This window comes from Luteimonas colneyensis (assembly GCF_014836665.1).
Lineage (GTDB): Bacteria > Pseudomonadota > Gammaproteobacteria > Xanthomonadales > Xanthomonadaceae > Luteimonas > Luteimonas colneyensis.
The window spans coordinates 659,127-677,163 of the sequence record NZ_JACSQJ010000001.1; the positions used below are offsets into that span (position 1 = coordinate 659,127).

18 protein-coding genes are annotated in these 18,037 nt (G+C 72.0%); 8 read left to right on the top strand and 10 right to left on the bottom strand.

Features of this window, described 5'->3' with window-relative positions; translation table 11 throughout:
- Positions 1-263: 263 nt before the first annotated feature.
- The 3 genes from yidD to H9645_RS02985 are packed head-to-tail and all read left to right on the top strand — an operon-like array spanning position 264 to position 2,753.
- Positions 264-503: a membrane protein insertion efficiency factor YidD gene (gene yidD / locus H9645_RS02975; RefSeq protein ID WP_225217921.1), complete on the top strand. Its 240-nt coding sequence runs from the start codon at positions 264-266 to the stop codon at positions 501-503.
- Positions 500-1,846 carry a dihydroorotase gene (locus tag H9645_RS02980; protein ID WP_191728224.1) on the top strand — a complete coding sequence of 449 codons (1,347 nt, stop codon included), beginning with the start codon at positions 500-502 and terminating at the stop codon, positions 1,844-1,846. Before yidD ends, H9645_RS02980 begins: the two co-directional genes overlap by 4 nt.
- 49 nt (positions 1,847-1,895) lie before the next feature.
- Positions 1,896-2,753: a M23 family metallopeptidase gene (locus tag H9645_RS02985; protein WP_191728225.1), complete on the top strand. Its 858-nt coding sequence runs from the start codon at positions 1,896-1,898 to the stop codon at positions 2,751-2,753.
- Between the two features lie 20 nt (positions 2,754-2,773).
- Here H9645_RS02985 and H9645_RS02990 read toward each other — a convergent pair whose 3' ends face one another.
- From H9645_RS02990 to efp, 8 genes are all read right to left on the bottom strand, one after another.
- Positions 2,774-3,640, bottom strand: a complete 867-nt coding sequence (locus tag H9645_RS02990; protein ID WP_191728226.1) for a C40 family peptidase — start codon at positions 3,638-3,640, stop codon at positions 2,774-2,776.
- Positions 3,640-5,376 (bottom strand): GGDEF domain-containing protein, encoded by a 1,737-nt coding sequence (locus H9645_RS02995; RefSeq protein ID WP_191728227.1) that lies wholly within the window; start codon positions 5,374-5,376, stop codon positions 3,640-3,642. The genes H9645_RS02990 and H9645_RS02995 overlap by 1 nt, the downstream gene beginning before the upstream one ends.
- Before the next feature lie 64 nt (positions 5,377-5,440).
- Complete coding sequence (folE2, locus tag H9645_RS03000) at positions 5,441-6,367, bottom strand: GTP cyclohydrolase FolE2 (protein WP_318240480.1); 927 nt, start codon at positions 6,365-6,367, stop codon at positions 5,441-5,443.
- A 90-nt stretch (positions 6,368-6,457) separates the two neighbouring features.
- Positions 6,458-7,159, bottom strand: coding sequence for an isoprenoid biosynthesis enzyme family protein (locus H9645_RS03005; protein WP_191728228.1), 702 nt, complete (start codon positions 7,157-7,159; stop codon positions 6,458-6,460).
- A complete protein-coding gene (gene gph, locus H9645_RS03010) occupies positions 7,156-7,815 on the bottom strand; it encodes a phosphoglycolate phosphatase (protein ID WP_191728229.1) in 660 nt (219 codons plus the stop codon). Before gph ends, H9645_RS03005 begins: the two co-directional genes overlap by 4 nt.
- Positions 7,812-8,534: a bifunctional 2-polyprenyl-6-hydroxyphenol methylase/3-demethylubiquinol 3-O-methyltransferase UbiG gene (ubiG, locus tag H9645_RS03015; protein ID WP_191728230.1), complete on the bottom strand. Its 723-nt coding sequence runs from the start codon at positions 8,532-8,534 to the stop codon at positions 7,812-7,814. The genes gph and ubiG overlap by 4 nt, the downstream gene beginning before the upstream one ends.
- A gap of 34 nt (positions 8,535-8,568) precedes the next feature.
- Complete coding sequence (locus H9645_RS03020) at positions 8,569-9,918, bottom strand: TRZ/ATZ family hydrolase (RefSeq protein ID WP_191728231.1); 1,350 nt, start codon at positions 9,916-9,918, stop codon at positions 8,569-8,571.
- On the bottom strand, positions 9,918-10,484 hold the full coding sequence (efp, locus tag H9645_RS03025; RefSeq protein WP_191728232.1) for an elongation factor P: 567 nt from the start codon (positions 10,482-10,484) through the stop codon (positions 9,918-9,920). Before efp ends, H9645_RS03020 begins: the two co-directional genes overlap by 1 nt.
- Positions 10,485-10,533: 49 nt before the next feature.
- Between efp and epmB the strand changes: the two genes are divergently transcribed.
- Both epmB and H9645_RS03035 read left to right on the top strand, forming a co-directional pair.
- A complete protein-coding gene (gene epmB / locus H9645_RS03030; RefSeq protein WP_191728233.1) occupies positions 10,534-11,538 on the top strand; it encodes an EF-P beta-lysylation protein EpmB in 1,005 nt (334 codons plus the stop codon).
- 101 nt (positions 11,539-11,639) lie between these two features.
- Positions 11,640-13,721 (top strand): EAL domain-containing response regulator, encoded by a 2,082-nt coding sequence (locus H9645_RS03035; protein WP_191728234.1) that lies wholly within the window; start codon positions 11,640-11,642, stop codon positions 13,719-13,721.
- Positions 13,722-13,770: 49 nt separating this feature from the next.
- Here the strand turns inward: H9645_RS03035 and htpX are convergent, their stop codons facing one another.
- Complete coding sequence (htpX, locus tag H9645_RS03040) at positions 13,771-14,679, bottom strand: protease HtpX (RefSeq protein ID WP_191728235.1); 909 nt, start codon at positions 14,677-14,679, stop codon at positions 13,771-13,773.
- A gap of 73 nt (positions 14,680-14,752) precedes the next feature.
- Between htpX and gluQRS the strand changes: the two genes are divergently transcribed.
- The 3 genes from gluQRS (at position 14,753) to phaR (ending at position 17,071) form a co-directional block, all read left to right on the top strand.
- Complete coding sequence (gene gluQRS / locus H9645_RS03045; protein WP_191728236.1) at positions 14,753-15,703, top strand: tRNA glutamyl-Q(34) synthetase GluQRS; 951 nt, start codon at positions 14,753-14,755, stop codon at positions 15,701-15,703.
- A 49-nt stretch (positions 15,704-15,752) separates the two neighbouring features.
- On the top strand, positions 15,753-16,493 hold the full coding sequence (gene phbB / locus H9645_RS03050) for an acetoacetyl-CoA reductase (protein WP_191728237.1): 741 nt from the start codon (positions 15,753-15,755) through the stop codon (positions 16,491-16,493).
- 86 nt (positions 16,494-16,579) lie between these two features.
- Positions 16,580-17,071, top strand: a complete 492-nt coding sequence (gene phaR, locus H9645_RS03055) for a polyhydroxyalkanoate synthesis repressor PhaR (RefSeq protein ID WP_191728238.1) — start codon at positions 16,580-16,582, stop codon at positions 17,069-17,071.
- 49 nt (positions 17,072-17,120) lie between these two features.
- Here phaR and H9645_RS03060 read toward each other — a convergent pair whose 3' ends face one another.
- Positions 17,121-18,020: a M48 family metallopeptidase gene (locus tag H9645_RS03060; RefSeq protein ID WP_191728239.1), complete on the bottom strand. Its 900-nt coding sequence runs from the start codon at positions 18,018-18,020 to the stop codon at positions 17,121-17,123.
- Positions 18,021-18,037 lie beyond the last annotated feature (17 nt).

Genomic DNA, 18,037 nt, shown 5'->3' on the forward strand with positions numbered 1-18,037 from the left:
CGCTGCACGCGGCCGGCCGCCGGCCATGCAGCGGGAGCGGGGCATTCACCGACGTGGCCGCATTGCGGCGACGATTGACGTGTCCGGCCACCGGGAGCGTCCCGGAGGGCGCGCGAGTGGCCGGCGCCACACTCCCGTCGCTTGGACGGGAAAGCGGGCTGTTATACCCTGCCCTGACTGCAGCGGCAACCGCGACGCACCGCATCCGCGCCCTTTTGCCCAAGCCTGCGATCAACCGCTCGACAGACTGCTCGACCCACCGCTTGATCGACCGCCTGCTCATCGCCCTGCTCCGCGGCTACAAGCGCTGGCTCAGCCCGCTGCTGGGGCCGCGCTGCCGCTTCGTGCCGACCTGCTCCGAGTACGCGATGCAGGCGATCTCGGCGCATGGCGCCCTGCGCGGAAGCTGGCTCGCGGCCCGGCGCGTCGGGCGTTGCCACCCCCTCCACCCCGGCGGCTTCGACCCGGTGCCGCCCCGCGACGACGGATCCCCCAAGCCATGACCGACACCCTGATCATCAACGCGCGCCTGGTCAACGAGGGCCGCGAGTTCGACGCCGACCTGCGCGTGCGCGACGGCCGCATCGACGCCATCGGCAGCCTCTCGCCGCGCCAGGGCGACACCGTGGTCGACGCCGCCGGCCGTCGCCTGCTGCCGGGGATGATCGACGACCAGGTGCACTTCCGCGAGCCGGGCATGGAATACAAGGCCGACATCGCCACCGAGTCGGCGGCGGCCGTGGCCGGCGGCCTGACCAGCTTCATGGACATGCCCAACACCAGTCCGCCGACGCTGGACGCCGCCGCGCTGGAGGACAAGTACGCCCGCGCCGCCGGCCGCGCCCGCGCCAACCACGGCTTCTACATGGGCGCGAGCAACGACAATCTCGAGGCGGTGCGCGCCATCGACCCGCGCGCCACCCCGGGGCTGAAGGTGTTCATGGGCGCCTCCACCGGCAACATGCTGGTCGACGACCCGGAGACGCTCGACGGCATCTTCCGCGACACCCCGGTGCCGATCATCACCCACTGCGAAGACACGCCGATGATCGACGCGGAGCTGGCCCGCTACCGGGAGAAGTACGGCGACGACATCCCGGCCGCCTGCCACCCCGACATCCGCTCGCGCGAGGCCTGCATCAGGTCGACCCGCCTGGCGCTGGAACTCGCGCGCCGCCACGACACCCGCCTGCACGTGCTGCACATCTCCACCGCCGACGAGCTGGCGCTGTTCGAGGCCGGCCCGCTGGTGGACGCGGAAGGCAGGCTGCGCAAGCGCATCACCGCCGAGACCTGCATCCACTTCCTGCGCTTCGAGCGCGCCGACTACGAGCGCCTGGGCCACCAGATCAAGTGCAATCCCGCGATCAAGGACGCCAGCGACCGCGAAGCCCTGCTGCGCGCGCTCGCCGACGACGTCATCGACGTGCTCGCCACCGACCACGCCCCGCACACCTGGGAGGAGAAGCAGGCGCCCTACACCCGCGCGCCCAGCGGCCTGCCGCTGGTGCAGTACGCGCTGGTGGCGGCGCTGGAGTGCGTGCACGAGGGGCACTTCGACACCGCGCGCGTGGTGCGGAAGTTCGCGCACGCGCCGGCGCAGCTGTTCGACGTCAAGGAGCGCGGCTTCCTGCGCGAGGGCTACTGGGCCGACCTGGTGCTGGTGGAGGACACGCCGTTCACGGTGAAGCGCGAGGACGTGCTGTCGAAGTGCGGCTGGTCGCCCTTCGAGGGCACGAGCTTCCGCTCGCGCATCGCCTCGACCTGGGTCAACGGCGTGCTGGCCTGGGACGGCGCGCGCATCACCGGCGAAGCTGCCGGGCGCCGCCTGGAGTTCGCGCGATGAACGCGCGAACCACCCCGGGGACCGCCACCGGCGCCGCGGAGCACGCTGCATGACGGCCGCAGGCGTCCTCCTGGTCGGCCTGCTGTCCGCCCTGCCCTGGGCACTGGCCGTCGCCCAGGCAGCCCCGGCGATCGCCGCGGCCGACGCCGCCGCGGACACGCGGGTGGCCTTCCCCGAGCGCGTCCAGCAGGGCGCGCTGGTGTTCGGCAGGGTGCCGCCGGGCAGTCGCGTCGAGTACGACGGCCGCACGCTGCGCACCACCGGCTACGGCACCGTGGTATTCGGCGTCGGCCGCGACGCCAGCGGTCCGCTGCGCGTCGGCGTGACCCGCCCGGATGGCAGCCGCAGCGACGCCAGCATCGAGGTGGACCCGCGCGACTGGCCGATGGAGCGCGTCGACGGCGTCCCGCCGAAGACCGTCGAGCCACCGCCGGCGATCGCCGAGCGCATCCGCCGCGAACAGGCGCGCGTGATCGCGGCGCGCACCCGCGACGACGACCGCGCCGACTTCGCCCAGCGCTTCGTCCGCCCGGTCGAGGGCCGCATCAGCGGCCGCTTCGGCAGCGGCCGCATCTACAACGGCAAGCCCGGCGCCGGCCACTCCGGCATGGACATCGCGGCGCCCACCGGCACGCCGGTGAAGGCGCCGGCCGCGGGCATCGTCACCTTCGCCGACCCGGGCCTCTACCTCACCGGCGGCACCGTGGTGATCGACCACGGCCATGGCGTCAGTTCGAACTTCCTGCACCTCTCGCGCATCGACGTCGCCGAAGGCGACCGCGTCGAGCAGGGCCAGGCCTTCGCCGCCGTCGGCGCCACCGGCCGCGCCACCGGCCCGCACCTGCACTGGGGCATGAACTGGTTCGACGTGCGCGTGGATCCGCTGCTGGTGCTGGAGCGGCCGTAGCGGTCACCTGGCAAACGCTCTTACGCTCCGACACGCTCCATCAGCCGCCCGAGCAGCCGCGTGCCGGGCGAGCCGGCCAGGTCCTGCGGCGAGACCAGGCGCGGGTTCGGGTGGTAGGCCGCACCGGCGGTGTTCCGGCCGGCGCTGCGCAGCCCGCCGCGGACGTCGAGGCTGGCGAGCACCCGCTGGCGGGCCTGCTCGAGGGCCTCGTCGTCGGGCGCCTCCATGGAATCCAGGAGCGACCCAACGTCCCCGGGCACGCCGCCGCGCAAGCGACCGTCCGCGGGCGCGGGCAGCAGCAGCGGAGCGATGTCTTCGTACAGGCGCTGCCAGTCGATCGCGGGAAACGGCGCGTCTCCGCGCGTGCCCTCGACGATCGGCAGCGCGAGCCGGCCGCGCGGCGACACCTCGCATTCGGCCCAGGCGCGATAGACGACCTCGCTGCACACCATGCCCTGCGACTCCGACGGCAGCGCGCGGTCCAGGGCGAAGCGCACCAGCGTCCGCAGCAGCGGATGCTTCGGCCACTTGCCGCGGACCGCCATGATCGCGCCGAACAGGGCCAGCTGGTCGACCGGGTACGGCGCGCCCAGCATGGTCCCGGCCTGGTCACGCACCCGTCGGCGGTCGTCCGCGCTGCACGAACCGCCCTGCGCATCCACGGGCCGCCACGCGTCGATGAAGTGGTAGTGCGCCAGTTCCTGCACCCGCGCCGCGAGGGGACTGCGGCGGACACCGGCGAACGAGGCCTCCAGCAGGTCGCCACCGTCCACCACGATCGCGGCATGGCTGTACGGACCGTCGCTGGCCCAGGCGATCAGCTCCGAAAGCGGGCCGTCGCCCATCATCAGCAGGATGTCGCCTTCCTGCAGTGCATCGATCGACATCAGCCCCACGTCACCCCTCCATCCCGCCTGTTGATGATCGGCACCGCGTCCTGCCCGGGCGCCGGCTCCGTCCGCGCGACGGTCACCCGGCTGCGGCCGGCCTGCTTGCTCGAATACAGGGCTGCGTCGGCGCGCTCGACCAGCGATTCGATCGGCTCGCCGTGCAGGCGCTCGGCCACGCCGATACTCAGGCCCGCGTCCAGGCGCAGCTCGCCGATGGTCAGCGGACGCTGGCGGACCGAGTCCAGCATGCGCCTCGCGATGCCCAGCGCCTCGCCGGCCGCGGTCGCCGGCAGCACGACCAGGAATTCGTCGCCGCCGTAACGGCCGATGACGTCGTCGCCGCGAAGCTGGTTGCGGATGCGCTGCGACACGATGCGCAGGCACTGGTCGCCGACCCCGTGGCCGTGGGCGTCGTTGATCGGCTTGAAATGGTCGAGGTCGATGAAGGCGATCGACATCGCCTGCCCACCGCGCTGCGCCGCCTGCACCACGCGGGCCAGCTCCGACTCGATGCCCGCGCGGTTGAGCAGGCCGGTCAGCTCGTCGGCATGGGCGCGCGCACTGGCATGGTCGCGGTCGCGCCGCAGCTCCAGCAGCTTGTCCGCCAGGCCGATGCTGAGCAGCAGGCTGGCCAGCGCGAAGCTGCCCGCCAGCGCCTGCGGCAGCCAGCGCGGACTGTCCCACAGGCCGAGCATGCCGGTACCGGTGGCGGTCAGGCTGATGAAGACCATCAAGGGCAGCCAGGACGCCATCACCACGCGGCCGGCACGGTCGCGGCGCAGTGCCAGGACCGTGCTGCCGACCAGCAGGAAAATGGCCGACAGCACCAGGCCGCCGTTGACCAGGTGCCAGAAGCCGCGCCAGTCGCCGAGCGCGCAGCCGAGGCAGCCCAGCGCCACCAGTGCGCTGCCGCCCCGGAGCAGCCGGTCCAGCCAGGGCAGCTTCCGCCGCAGGTCGAGGTAGTCGCGCTGGAACATGTTGCTGCAGAGCACGCCGAGGCCCGCGATGATGGCGTTGGCGCGCGTGCTCGAGAACATCGCGTCCGCGCCCGGGACCAGGCGCGCGTCGCCTCCGATGGCGACCAGGTACAGGGTGGCGAAGCCCAGCATCGCGCCGAACCAGGCGAAGCTGGTCTCGCCGGTGCCGGCGCAGAACGCGAAGGCCAGCAGCGACAGCACCGCCAGCACGGTCAGCACGAACATCCGCCAGGCCACGTAGGCGAGGTCGTCCGCGCGCACCTGCGCGGCGTTGTCGATCGTGGGATGCATCGCCATCAGGCTGCCCGTGTGGACGCGCAGCCACACCGCCTCGCCCTCGGGGATCCCGTGCGGGAGTTCGATCACCAGCGCGCGCGCGGAATGTCCGGGATCGGCATGCGCACCGTAGAGCGCGTGCCGGGTCGGCCCCTGCCGCCCGGGCACCCAGGCATCCACGCGATTGAGGAAGGGCTGCTCCAGCAGCAGCCTCGGCTCGCCTTCGGCGGCCAGCCCGCCCGGCACGGTGATCCGCCACCAGCCGACCGGATGCTCCTGCCGCTTGATGCCGCCCTGCAGCGGAGCCCCGAGCCGCGCGTCCAGGGCGCCGGACAGCACCTCGGCCGGTTCGGCATCGCCTGCGAGGAACTGCAGGACGAGCGGCGCGGCCGATGCGTTCGCGAACGGGGCGCACAGCAGCAGCAGGCACAGCCAGAAGCTGCGCCACCACGAACCGCGGCTGGCATCCCCAATCCCCATCGCGCCATCGTAGCAGCGCGGGAATGCGGGGAGCGCGCGACGTAGGCGACCGGACGCCCTGCCCTCAGCCCGTCGCCGTTCCGGCCACGCGTGCCACCGCGTCGTGCGCGTGCAGGCTTTCGAAATGCGACACGGTGGCGTCGAAGCGCGCCACCCGCGGACTGGTGGACAGCACCGCGGCGACGCGGCGCGCGGCGTCCTCGCAGAACATCAGGTTGTCGGCATTGGCGCGGGCGAACGCCTGCTCGTCCTCGCGCTTGACCGCGGTCTGCACCGGCGTGCCGAGCGCGGCCTCGATGGCGTCGACCAGTTCGAGCAGCGGCAGGGCGTCCACGTCGTCGCGCAGGGTGACGCGCACGTCGGCGCGGCTGCGCTGGGCGTGCGGCGTGGCGGCAAGCCCGCGGCCGGAGGACAGCCACTCGCGCACGTCGACCTTGGACGGCGCGTCGTCACCGGCGAAGTCCGTTTCGAAGCGTTCGGCGTTGGCCCGCCGCGACAGCGCCGCCGAGGCCGGGCAGGTGCTGGAGTACTCGACCCCGAAGGCCAGGACGATCTCCGCGCCGGCCGGCGACAGGCTGGCGTCGATCGCGACCGGATAGGACTTCCAGCCGGCATTGTCGCTGGCCAGCGCGCGGCGCTCGAGCAGCTGCTCCCAGCGCAGGCCCAGGTGCGCGGTGGTGGCGAGGCCCGACTGCGAGTCGATGCAGTCGCGCAGCAGCGTGCGCAGCAGGGAGGCGGTAAGCGGACCGGCCACCAGGCGCTCCTGCAGCAGCAGGTAGAGCCGCGACATATGGATGCCGCGCGTTTCCGCGCTCGCCAGGTCCACGCCGATGTCGGCCCATGCCGGCACGCGCTGCGGGCGCCCGTCGCCATCGGACACGCACAGGGGCAGCGCCACGCGGCGCATGCCGACCCAGTCGAGCGGGCGCGCCGCCGCGGCGCGATCGTAGGCGACGTCGGGCAGTGCCGGGGACGGCTTGGAAGAAGTCACGCGGGAGGCTCGCAAATGAGAACGGTCCGCAATTCTAACCGCGCACCCCGCCCAGGCCGCCGGAACGCTGCATGCCGCGGCCGCACGGGCTCAGCCGGCGCGGCGTGCGCCCCGCCAGGCGCCGAGCAGCGCGCGCAGCGGCGACACCGGCACGCCGGGACGCGCGAGGCGCGCGGCCGCCAGCGCCATCTGCACTCCCCGCAGCCGGCAGCCGGGACGTCCCGGACGCGCCGTGGTGGCCGGCTCGATCGCTGCGCCGCGCATCAGCACGCGCTCGTCGCGAACGGACTGGAGCACGGCCGCGACGCTGTCGTCGCCCGTTCGCCCGTCGAAAAGCGCGGCTTCGCAGGCGGCCACGGCGGCCGCGAAATCCCTGCCGGCCTCCTCGCCGGGCACCTGCGTGCCTGCGATGGAGGCGGCATCCGTGACAGGTCCGACGAGGTCGTCGACGCCGTCACCGCGCAGCGCGCGCAGGTCCGGAAGCGCCCGCCCGAGCTGCAGCCAGGGCGCCGGCCGCGGCTGCAGCAGCGCCCCCAGCGGATGCCGTCGCGCGCCCTTCGACCAGCCGCCCAGCTCTTCCTGCCACCAGGCGAGCTTGGCCAGTCCCGGCGTGGGATCGCCGCCGCCCCAGGCCGCCTCGGCGAGTTCGTTCAGCAGGCTGAGCCAGGCTTCCGCGAGCGGCCGCTGCGCAACCGGCACGAAGACCATGCCGAATTCCCACTCCGGCCAGCGCGCACGCCACTTCTCGACGAAGCTGGAAGCCCCGTCGCGGACGTCGACGTCGACGCTCACGGCCAGGCATCCGGATCGAGGAGGTCGGCGGGCGTCTCCACCATCGCGTCGGCCTCCCACGCCAGCGGATCGTCGTGCTGCAGGCGATAGCCCCAGAGCGCGACCAGCGAGCGCATCCCGGCGGCCCGCGCGGCGATGATGTCGCGCTCGTCGTCGCCCACGTAGACGCAGTCGGCCACGTCGAAGCCCATCGTTTCGGCCGCATGCAGCAGCGGCAGCGGATGCGGTTTGCGCTCGGCCAGGGTGTCGCCGCCGATCAGCACGCCGCTGCGCGAGTCCCAGCCCAGCGCCGGCATCAGACCGCGCGCGAGGTACTCCGGCTTGTTGGTGACGATGCCCCAGCGCGCGCCGTCGGCTTCCAGCGCGGCCAGCATCGCCTCGATGCCGTCGAAGGCGGCGCCGTGGCGGCCGAGCTCCTCCGCGTACACGTCCAGGAACTCGCGGATGAGGTCCGGCGGCACCTCGCCGCCGAGCTCCGGGAAGGCCGCAGCGCTCATCGCCCGCGCGCCCTTGGACACGTGCGGCCGCAGCGCGGCCAGCGGCATCGGCGGGACGCCGCGCGCGGCGCGCATGCGGTTCACCGTGGCGGCCATGTCCGGCGCGCTGTCGAGCAGGGTGCCGTCGAGGTCGAACAGGACGCAGCGCGGGAAGCTCACGGCGCGTCCGGCCTGGTCGCCGCGGCGAGGTAGTTGACGTCGGTGCGCGAGGACAGGCGGGCGCGGTTGGCCCAGGGTTCGTAGGCCAGGCCGGCGACGTCATCGAGCTCCAGGCCCGCTTCGCGCAGCCAGGCCGCGAGTTCGGAGGGCCGGATGAAGTCGCGATACTGGTGGGTGCCACGCGGCAGCAGGCGCGCGACGTACTCGGCGCCGACGATCGCCAGCGCGAAGGCCGCCGGGGTGCGGTTGAGCGTGGACACGAACAGCTTGCCGCCGGGCTTCAGCAGCGTTGCGCAGGCGCGGATGATCGCGCCGGGATCGGGCACGTGCTCGAGCATCTCCATGCAGGTGACGGCGTCGAAGCTGGCAGGCGCCTCGGCCGCCAGCGCCTCGACCGCCTGCACGCGGTAATCGACCTTCACTCCGGCTTCGAGCGCGTGCAGCCGCCCCACCCGGACCAGGTCGTCGGCCAGGTCGATCGCGGTCACCTCGGCCCCGGCGCGCGCCATGGCCTCGCTCAGCAGGCCGCCGCCGCAGCCCACGTCCAGCACCCTCGCAGCGGCCAGCGGCCGCCGCGCGGCGACGTAGTCCAGGCGCACGGGATTCAGCGCGTGCAGGGGCTTCTGCGGGCCTTCCGGATCCCACCAGCGGTTGGCCAGCTCGGCGAACTTGTCGAGCTCGGACTGGCGGAAGTTGGTGCCGTGGGACGAGGTGGTCATGTGGAGGCTCGGAGGTGGGGGAAGCGCCGGCGCTTCAGGCGCCGGTGCGGACGCCGGCCATGCGCGTGCGCCACTGGCGGGCGTTGGCGACCAGGGCGGCGGGATCCAGGTCGACCAGTTCGCGCGCGCGCAGCTTCGGCGCACCGGCGATCCAGACGTCGGACACCTGGTGGCGGCCGGCCGCATAGACAAGCTGCGACACCACGTGGTGCAGCGGCTGGGTCTCGAGGTCGCCAAGGTCGATGCAGGCCATGTCGGCCTGCTTGCCGGGCTCGAGCGAGCCGACCAGGTGGTCGAAGCCGATCGCCTTCGCACCGCCCAGCGTCGCCGCGCGCAGCGCGGTGAAGGCGTCGAAGCCGGCGGCGTCCTGCGCCACCGCCTTGGCCAGCAGCGCCGCGGTGCGGGTCTCGCCGACCATGTCGAGGTCGTTGTTGCTGGCGCAGCCGTCGGTGCCGATGGCGAGGTTCACGCCCGCGCGCTCCAGCGCGCAGGCCGGGCAGAAACCCGAGGCCAGCTTGAGGTTGGACTCCGGGCAGTGCACCACGCTCACGCCGCGCTCGGCGCAGAGGTGGATCTCGGCGTCGGTCAGCTGGGTCATGTGCACTGCGATCAGTCGGTCGTTGACCAGGCCCAGCCGGTCCAGGCGTGCGATGGGGCGCTGGCCGTGCTCCTTCAGCGACTGCTCGACCTCCTGTGCGGTCTCGTGCAGGTGCAGGTGCACCGGCACGTCGAGCTGGTCGGCCAGCATGCGCACGCGCTCGAAGTTGGCGTCGTTGACCGTGTACGGCGCATGCGGCGCGAAGGCCATCCCGATCAGCGGATCGCCGCGCCACTGGTCGTGGACGGCGCCGGCCTTGTCGAAGTACTCGTCGTCGCCGGAAGCCCAGGCCGTGGGGAAGTCGATCACCGGCAGGCCGACCCGGGCGCGGAAGCCGTGGCGCTTGTAGACCGCGGCCTGCACGTCGGGGAAGAAGTAGTTCTCGTTGCAGCAGGTGGTGCCGCCGCGCAGCATCTCGGCGATGGCGAGCGTGATGCCGTCGGCGACGAAGTCCGGCGCCATCACCGCGGCCTCGATCGGCCAGATGTGCTGCTGCAGCCAGACCTTGAGCGGCAGGTCGTCGGCGATGCCGCGCATCAGCGTCATCGGGTTGTGGGTGTGCGCATTGACGAAGCCCGGCAGCAGCACGCCGTCGGGCCGCGACACCACTTCGGCCGGGGCGAAGCGCGCGCGCGCCTCGGCCCGCGGCAGCAGCGCCACGATGGCGCCGCCGCGCACCGCCACGGCATGGTCCTCCAGGACCACACCGTGCGGCTCCACCGGGACGACGTAGCCGGCCTCGACCAGCAGGTCGCAGGCCTCGGGCGCGCCCGCCTCGACCGCCATCACTTGACCCGGCTGACGTACTCGCCGGAGCGGGTGTCGACCTTGATCACCTCGTCCTGGCCGACGAACAGCGGCACGCGCACCACCGCACCGGTCTCGAGCGTGGCCGGCTTGCCGCCGCCGCCCGAGGTGTCGCCGCGGACGCCCGGGTCGGTCTCGGTGATCTTCAGCTCGACGAAGTTCGGCGGGGTGACCTGGATCGGCGTGCCGTTCCAGAGGGTGACCACGCATTCCTCCTCGCCCTTGAGCCACTTCTCGGCGCCGCCCATGCCGGCAGCGTCGGCCTGCACCTGCTCGAAGCTCTCCGGGTTCATGAAGTGCCAGTACTCGCCGTCCGCATACAGATACTGCATGTCGGTGTCGATGACGTCGGCGGCCTCCACCGAGTCGGTCGACTTCATGGTGATTTCCTGCACCCGGCCCGACTTGATCAGGCGGTACTTCACGCGCGTGAACGCCTGGCCCTTGCCCGGCTTGACGTACTCGGTGTCGGTGATGATCGCGGGTTCCGCGTTGACGAGGATCTTCATCCCGTTCTTGACGTCGTTCATGCCATAGCTGGCCATGCGTGCTCCTGCAGGGTTGGGCCGCGCGAGCGGCTAGAATGTCGTGGAAATGATACCCGCAGCCCCCCTTCCCATGCAGCCGAGCGGCTGGCAGGCCGCCTGGCGCGCCTCGGTGCGCGATCCGCGCGAGCTCCTGCGCCTGGTTGGGCTGGAGGCCGAGGCCGACGCGGTGCCTGCGGCCGCGCTCGAGGCCTTCGCCCTGCGCGTGCCCCGCGGATTCGTGGCCCGGATGCGCCGGGGCGACCGTCACGACCCCCTGCTTCGCCAGGTCCTGCCGCTGGCCGACGAGCTGCGCACCGTGCCCGGCTTCGGCCTGGATGCGGTCGGCGACGCCGCCGCGAAGAAGGCCCGCGGCGTCATCCACAAGTACGAGGGCCGGGCGCTGCTGGTGGCCACGGGCAGCTGCGCGATCAACTGCCGCTACTGCTTCCGCCGCCATTTCCCCTATGCCGAGGAGACCGCCGCCGCGGGCGGCTGGGCCGACGCGGTGGCGGCGATCGCCGATGATCCGGGCATCACCGAAGTCATCCTGTCGGGCGGCGACCCGCTGTCGCTGGCCACGCGCAAGCTGGTCGAACTGACGGACCAGCTGCGCGACGTCGCGCACGTCCGTCGCCTGCGCATCCACAGCCGCCTGCCGGTGGTCCTGCCCGAGCGCGTGGACGACGAGCTGCTGGCCTGGCTGCGCGGCCTGCCCTGGCCAGTGGCCGTGGTGGTGCACGCCAACCACGCCCGCGAGTTCGACGCCGCGGTCGACGCGGCGATGGCCGCCCTGCGCGGCACCGGCGCCAGCCTGCTCAACCAGGCCGTGCTGCTGGCCGGCGTCAACGACTCCGTCGACGCCCTGGCCGACCTCTGCGAGCGCGGCTTCGAGGCCGGCGTGCTGCCCTACTACCTGCACCAGCTGGACCGCGTCGCGGGCACCGCCCACTTCGAGGTCGACGACGCGCGCGCGCGCGCGCTGCACGCCGCCCTGGTCGCGCGGCTGCCCGGCTACCTGGTGCCGCGCCTGGTACGCGAGCTGCCGGGCGACACCTCCAAGCGCGCACTGTGACCGCGGTCGCCGCCGGCGCTGTACACCCTGCCCGCTGCCGGCGCCGCGCCGTGGACGCCACGCGCCGCTGCATGGCATAACGCCGCATCACGGAGAACCCCATGTCCAGAACCCAGGACGCCGCGCTGCGGCTCATGATCGTCGACGACAGCCCGGAAGCGGCGGAGGCCATCGTCAGCACGCTGCGCAACGCCGGGATCGCGGTGCGTCCGCTGCGGCCGGCTTCAGCGGACGAATTCACCGCGATGCTCGCCGCGCAGCCGGTCGACCTGCTGGTGGCGCAGGTCGACTCGACGGTGCTGCCGCTCGCCACCGTGGTGCAGCAGGTCACCGCGACCGGCAAGGACATGCCGGTGCTTGCGCTGTGCGACGCGATCGACCAGGACACCTGGGTCCAGGCCATCGGCGCCGGCGCCCGCACCGTGTCTCCGCGCGAGCCGGCGCCGCTGCTGCTCGCCCTGGTCCGCGACGCCTGGACCGACCTCGAGGCCCGCCGCGCCCAGCGCCGGCTCGAGGCCCGGCTGCGCGAGACCGAGCGCCGCTGCGACGCCCTGATCGACTCCTCGCGCGACCCCATCGCCTACGTCCACGAGGGCATGCACATCCGCGCCAACCAGGCCTACCTGGAGATGTTCGGCTACGACGAGTTCGAGGACATCGAGGGCATGTCGCTGCTGGACATGGTCGCGCCCCAGCACGTCGAGGAGTTCCGCCAGCTGCTCAAGTCGCTGGCCCAGGGCGAGCCGCCGCCGCCGCGGCACGAACTGCAGGCCCGCGACATCGATGGCAACGTGTTCCCGGCCGCGATGGAGTTCATCCAGGCCCAGTACGAGGGCGAGCCCTGCGTGCAGGTGGTGATCCGCCGCCAGGAGCTCGACCCGGAGCTGGCGCAGGAAATCGAGGAGCTGCGCCAGCGCGACCAGGCCACCGGCCTGTACAACCGCGCGACCTTCCTGCATGCACTGGAGGACGCCGTCGAGGCCGCCGCCCGGGGCAGCGCGCGGCACGGCCTGATGCTGGTCGAGCCCGACCACTACCAGCACCTGCTGGCCGACATCGGCCTGGACTCCGCCGACGACCTGCTGGCATCCGCGGCCTCGCGCCTGACCGCGGCCGCCGAGGGCCTGGACGCGGTCGCCGCGCGCTTCGGCGAACACACGCTGGCCCTGCTGGTGCGCAACACCGACCACGCCGGCACGGAAGCGGCCGCCAACCGCGTGCTGGCCGCCTTCGCCGCCGAGCTGTTCGAGATCGGCGCGCGCTCGAGCGTGATCACCGCCAGCATCGGCGCGGTCCAGGTCGGCGAGAAGATCGCCAGCGTCAGCCAGGTGCTCGCCAAGGCGACCGAAGCGATGGCCTCGGCCAGCGCCACCGGCGGCAACCGCTTCGAACTGTTCGACCCCAGCGCGGTGGACCGCGCCGAGGAAGAACACATCCAGGCCTGGGTGACGCGCCTGCGCGACGCGCTCGACCACCAGAACTTCGTCCTGCACTACCAGCCGGTGATCAGCCTGCAGGGCGACACCGGGGCGGTGTACGAGGCCTTCCTGCGCCTGAAGGGCGCCGACGGCGAGCTGATCAAGCCGCTGAGCTTCCTGCAGATCGCCGAGGAGCACGGCCTGCTCTGGGAGATCGACCATTACGTCGTCGGACGCGCGATCGCGGTGATCGGCGAGCGCATCCGCGCCAACCGGCCGACCACCCTGCTGGTCAAGGTCAGCCAGGCCTCGCTGGCCGACGACAGCCTGACCCGCTACATCGGCGAACAGCTGCTGGCCCACGGCGTGCCGGGCGAGTACCTAGTGCTGGAGCTGGCCGAGGCCAAGGTGTTCACCCACCTCAAGGCGGCGCAGGAGTTCGCGGCGGCCGCCGCACGCCTGGACTGCCGCATCGCGCTGGAGAACTTCGGCGCCGGCCTGGATTCGTTCCAGCTGCTCGCGCACCTCAAGCCGAACATGCTCAAGATCGATCCCGGGTTCACCCAGGACCTCACCGGCAACGCCGACAACCAGACGCGGGTCCGCGAGATCGCGGCCAAGGCGCGCGAGCTGGGCATCCAGACCATGGCGGACTTCATCTCCGACGCGGCCACGATGTCGGTGCTGTTCGGCACCGGCGTGGACTACGTGTCGGGCAACTTCCTGGCCCCGTCGGGGCCGGACATGTCCTACGACTTCGAGTGACGCCGGCGGGGCGGCGCAGGTGCGTCGCCCCGCATCACCACCGCCAGGATCAGGCCAGCAGGCCCTGGCGCAGCGCCGCTTCGCCGTCGACGCTGCCGGCCTCGAGCGCGCGGATGCGCTCTTCCAGCGGCGGATGGCTCAGTAGCAGCCGGCGCAGGCCGTGGCCCATCGCACCGCTGATGCCGAAGGCCGCGACCTGCTTGGGCAGGGTGTTCTGGCCCTGGTTGAGCGACAGGCGTTTGAGCGCGGCGATCATCTTGTCGCGACCCGCCAGCGCGGCGCCGCCGGCGTCGGCGCGGAACTCGCGGTGGCGCGAGAACCACATCGCGATCATGCTCGCGAACAGGCCGAACACCATGTCCAGCACGAACACGATGGCGAAGTACGCGAGCCCGCCGCCGCCGTTGTCGCGGCCGCCGCTGAGGTAGCCGTCGACCACGCGCCCGACCAGGCGCGCAAGCACGATCACGAAGGTGTTGAGCACGCCCTGCAGCAGGGCCATGGTGACCATGTCGCCGTTGGCGACGTGGCTGACCTCGTGCGCGAGCACCGCCTCGGCCTCGTCCTGGTCCATCGAGCGCAGCAGGCCCGTGGACACCGCCACCAGCGCGTTGTTGCGGTTGGCGCCGGTGGCAAAGGCGTTGATCTCGGGCGCGTCGTAGATCGCGACCTCGGGCATGCCAATGCCGGCGGCCTGCGCCTGGCGGGCGACGGTGTCGACCAGCCAGCGCTCGACGTCGCTGTTCGGGCGTTCAATCACATGCAGGCCGGCGGCGCGCTTGGCCACCCACTTCGACGACAGCAGCGAGATCAGCGATCCGCCGAAGCCGAACAGCGCGGCCATCAACAGCAGTCCACCCATACCCTGCGGATTGATGTTGAACACCGACATGATGATGCTGAGCAGTGCCAGCACCGCCAGGTTGGTGGCGAGGAAAAGGGCGACGCGCTTGAGCATGGGAAAGGTTTCCTGCGGGATCACGGTTCAGCCATCAAGTGTGCACGCCCGGCATTGAATTCAAGGTGACGCGATGAGCCCGTCCTTCCCGTCCGACACGTCGTCCATCCGCCCCGGGTCGCCCGCGGGCGGGGTCCGCGGCCGCTTCGCGCCCTCGCCCACCGGTGCCCTGCACTTCGGCTCGCTGCTCGCCGCCTTCGGCAGCTGGCTGGCCGCGCGCAGCGCCGGAGGCGAGTGGTGGATCCGGATCGAGGACGTGGACCGCGGTCGCGAGGTGCCCGGGGCGGCGCTGGACCAGCTGCGCACGCTCGCCGCCTTCGGCCTTGAGCACGACGGCCCGGTGGCCTGGCAGTCGCAGCGCGGCCACCTGTATGCCGCCGCGCTGGAGCGGCTGCTCGCGGCCGGACACGCCTTCGAATGCCACTGCAGCCGCGCCGACGTCGCCGCGACCGGCGGCGTGCACCGCAGCTGCCGTCCCGGCGCGCGCCGCCCGGATCCCGCGGTGCGGCTGCGCGTGCCAGACGGCCGCCGCGCGGCGTTCGAGGACGCCGTGCATGGCCACGTCGCCCAGGACGTCGGCCGCGAGGTCGGGGACGTCGTGCTGCGCCGCGCCGACGGCTGGTGGGCCTACCAGCTGGCGGTGGTGGTCGACGACGCCGACCAGGGCATGACCGACATCGTGCGCGGCGCCGACCTGCTCGACTCCACGCCGCGCCAGCTGCTGCTGCAGGACGCGCTCGGCCTGCCGCGGCCGCGCTACCTGCACCTGCCGCTGGTGCTCGGCGACGACGGGCGCAAGCTGTCGAAGTCGGACCGGTCACTCGCGGTCGATGCGGGCGACCCGCTGCCCACGCTGCGCGCCGCCTGGCGCGCGCTGGGCCAGGACGCAGGCATGCTGCCGGCGCATGGCCCGCTGCGTGCGACCCTCGCCGCGGCGGTGGCCGGCTTCGATCCGCGGCGCATTCCGCGCGGACCGGTTCCGGCCATCGCACTGCACAATGCCCCTGCAATGCCCCACGCCTAGAATCGATTCCAGCGGGCGCACTCCGCGCCCACGCATCGGGAGCGACGACATGACGTCACGGGTTGCGTTGGTGACCGGGGGGACCGGCGGCATCGGCACCGCCATCTGCAAGCGCCTGGCCAAGGCCGGCCACAGGGTGGCGACCAACTACCGCAACGAGGAGAAGGCGCGCGCCTGGGAGCAGGCGATGCGCGCGGAAGGCTTCGAGTTCACCCTGGTGCCGGGCGACGTGTCTTCCCCCGAGGACGCCGAGGCCATGGTGCGCAAGGTCGAGGAGGCGCTGGGCCCGGTCGAGATCCTGGTCAACAACGCCGGCATCACCCGCGACTCGACCTTCCACAAGATGACCCCGCAGCAGTGGACCGACGTCATCACCACCAACCTCAACGCCTGCTACAACGTCACCCGCCCGGTGATCGAGGGCATGCGCGAGCGCAAGTGGGGCCGCATCGTGCAGATCAGCTCGATCAACGGCCAGAAGGGCCAGTACGGCCAGGCCAACTACGCCGCGGCCAAGGCCGGCATGCACGGCTTCACCATCTCGCTGGCGCAGGAGAACGCGAAGCTCGGCATCACCGTCAACACCGTCTCGCCCGGCTACATCGGCACCGACATGGTGATGGCGGTGCCCGAGGCGGTGCGCGAGAAGATCGTTGCGCAGATCCCCACCGGGCGGCTCGGCACGCCCGACGAGATCGCCTATTCGGTGGCCTTCTTCGTGGCCGACGAAGCCGCGTGGATCACCGGCGCCAACCTCGCCGCGAACGGCGGCCAGTACATGGGCTGGTGACGCCTCGGCCCCCTTCCGGGGGCCGGTTGCAAGCACTGTTGCGCTGCGTCATGCTGCGGCCAGGAGAGAACACCGGGCACCGCAGCATGGCCATGCGCGTCATCAAGAAGTATCCGAACCGCCGTCTGTACGACACCGAGATCTCGAGCTACATCACCATCGAGGACGTGCGCCAGCTCATCGTCGACGGCGAGGAGTTCGAGGTCCGGGACGCCAAGAGCGGCGAGGACCTGACCCGCCAGGTGCTGCTGCAGATCATTTCCGAGCAGGAGCAGGACGGCCAGCCGATCCTGTCGACGGAGCTGCTCAGCCAGATCATCCGCTTCTACGGCGACTCCCTGCAGGGCTTCATGGGCAGCTACCTCGAGCGCTCGATGAAGACCTTCCTCGACCAGCAGCAGCAGTTCCGCCAGCAGATGGGCAGCATGCTCGGCCAGACGCCGTGGTCGATGATGACCGAGCTGACCGAGCGCAACATGGCGATGTGGCAGGAGTTCCAGCGCAACCTGGCCTCAACGGCCAACCCACCCGCCGCCCCCGAGAACCCCCGGGGCACCGCCGGCGGCAAGCGCAAGTAGTCCTGCAAAAGCTAAAGCGCTTTTCTGCCTGTTGCCGCCGCAGCCCCGGCTACAGGGCGCCTTCGGGGCAGTAGCGCTCGTAGAACTCCAGCGCCTTCGGCATCAGCGACTCCAGGTTCTGGATGCGCGTACCCGGGTTGGGATGCGTGGACTGGAACTCCGGCGGCGACTGCCCGCCGCTGGCCGCGCTCATGCGCTCCCAGAGCGGGACCGCCTCGCGCGGGTCGTAGCACGCGGCGGCGGCCAGCATCAGGCCCACGTAGTCGGCCTCGGTCTCGTGCTTGCGGGCGTAGGGCAGCAGGTAGCCATAGCCCATCGCGGCCATCACCATCTGCTGCTGCTGCGGATCCATGCCGCTCATCGCGCCGGCCATCTGCCCCACCTGGGACAGCTTCTGCTGGGCCATGCGCTGGGCGCCGTGGCGCAGCAGCGCATGCGAGATCTCGTGCCCCATGACGACGGCCATCGCGTGCTCGTTCTCCGCCACGGGCACCAGGCCGGTGTAGACGGCCATCTTGCCGCCGGGCAGGCAGAAGGCGTTGGCCTGGTCGGACTGGATGACGTTGACGTCCCAGTCGAACGTCGACGAGAACCCGGTCGGCTGCTGGCCGTTCTCGGCCGCCAGCGCGGCTTCGATGTCGGGCACCCGCTCGATCAGGCGCCGCGCGATCTCGCGGATCTCGCGTGCGATCGGGGTGTTCGGATCGACCGGTCGTTCGGTGGACAGGATCTCCTCGTAGGCCTGAAGCCCCAGCGCCTTCTCGTCCTCGACCGACAGCGAGCGGTCGATCAGCACCTTCTCGCCGGTGACCGGGTCCAGCGTCTGGTTGGAGAAGTAGTAGTACGCGCCGTAGGCGATGAAGGCGACGAGGACGAGGATCCTCGGGTTGAAGCCGCGCCGCGGCCTCGACTGCTGCTGACGCTGACGTCCGAACGGATCCTGGCGCATGCGGTTGTCTGTCCTCA

What these genes read in the sequence shown, in the direction of transcription:
- H9645_RS02980 (WP_191728224.1), top strand. Translation starts at nt 500, where the DNA reads ATGACCGACACCCTGATCATCAACGCGCGCCTGGTCAACGAGGGCCGC.
- H9645_RS02985 (WP_191728225.1), top strand. Translation starts at nt 1,896, where the DNA reads ATGACGGCCGCAGGCGTCCTCCTGGTCGGCCTGCTGTCCGCCCTGCCC.
- H9645_RS02990 (WP_191728226.1), bottom strand. Translation starts at nt 3,640, where the DNA reads ATGTCGATCGATGCACTGCAGGAAGGCGACATCCTGCTGATGATGGGC.
- H9645_RS02995 (WP_191728227.1), bottom strand. Translation starts at nt 5,376, where the DNA reads ATGGGGATTGGGGATGCCAGCCGCGGTTCGTGGTGGCGCAGCTTCTGG.
- ubiG (WP_191728230.1), bottom strand. Translation starts at nt 8,534, where the DNA reads ATGACCACCTCGTCCCACGGCACCAACTTCCGCCAGTCCGAGCTCGAC.
- H9645_RS03020 (WP_191728231.1), bottom strand. Translation starts at nt 9,918, where the DNA reads ATGGCGGTCGAGGCGGGCGCGCCCGAGGCCTGCGACCTGCTGGTCGAG.
- efp (WP_191728232.1), bottom strand. Translation starts at nt 10,484, where the DNA reads ATGGCCAGCTATGGCATGAACGACGTCAAGAACGGGATGAAGATCCTC.
- epmB (WP_191728233.1), top strand. Translation starts at nt 10,534, where the DNA reads ATGATACCCGCAGCCCCCCTTCCCATGCAGCCGAGCGGCTGGCAGGCC.
- H9645_RS03035 (WP_191728234.1), top strand. Translation starts at nt 11,640, where the DNA reads ATGTCCAGAACCCAGGACGCCGCGCTGCGGCTCATGATCGTCGACGAC.
- htpX (WP_191728235.1), bottom strand. Translation starts at nt 14,679, where the DNA reads ATGCTCAAGCGCGTCGCCCTTTTCCTCGCCACCAACCTGGCGGTGCTG.
- gluQRS (WP_191728236.1), top strand. Translation starts at nt 14,753, where the DNA reads ATGAGCCCGTCCTTCCCGTCCGACACGTCGTCCATCCGCCCCGGGTCG.
- phbB (WP_191728237.1), top strand. Translation starts at nt 15,753, where the DNA reads ATGACGTCACGGGTTGCGTTGGTGACCGGGGGGACCGGCGGCATCGGC.
- phaR (WP_191728238.1), top strand. Translation starts at nt 16,580, where the DNA reads ATGGCCATGCGCGTCATCAAGAAGTATCCGAACCGCCGTCTGTACGAC.
- H9645_RS03060 (WP_191728239.1), bottom strand. Translation starts at nt 18,020, where the DNA reads ATGCGCCAGGATCCGTTCGGACGTCAGCGTCAGCAGCAGTCGAGGCCG.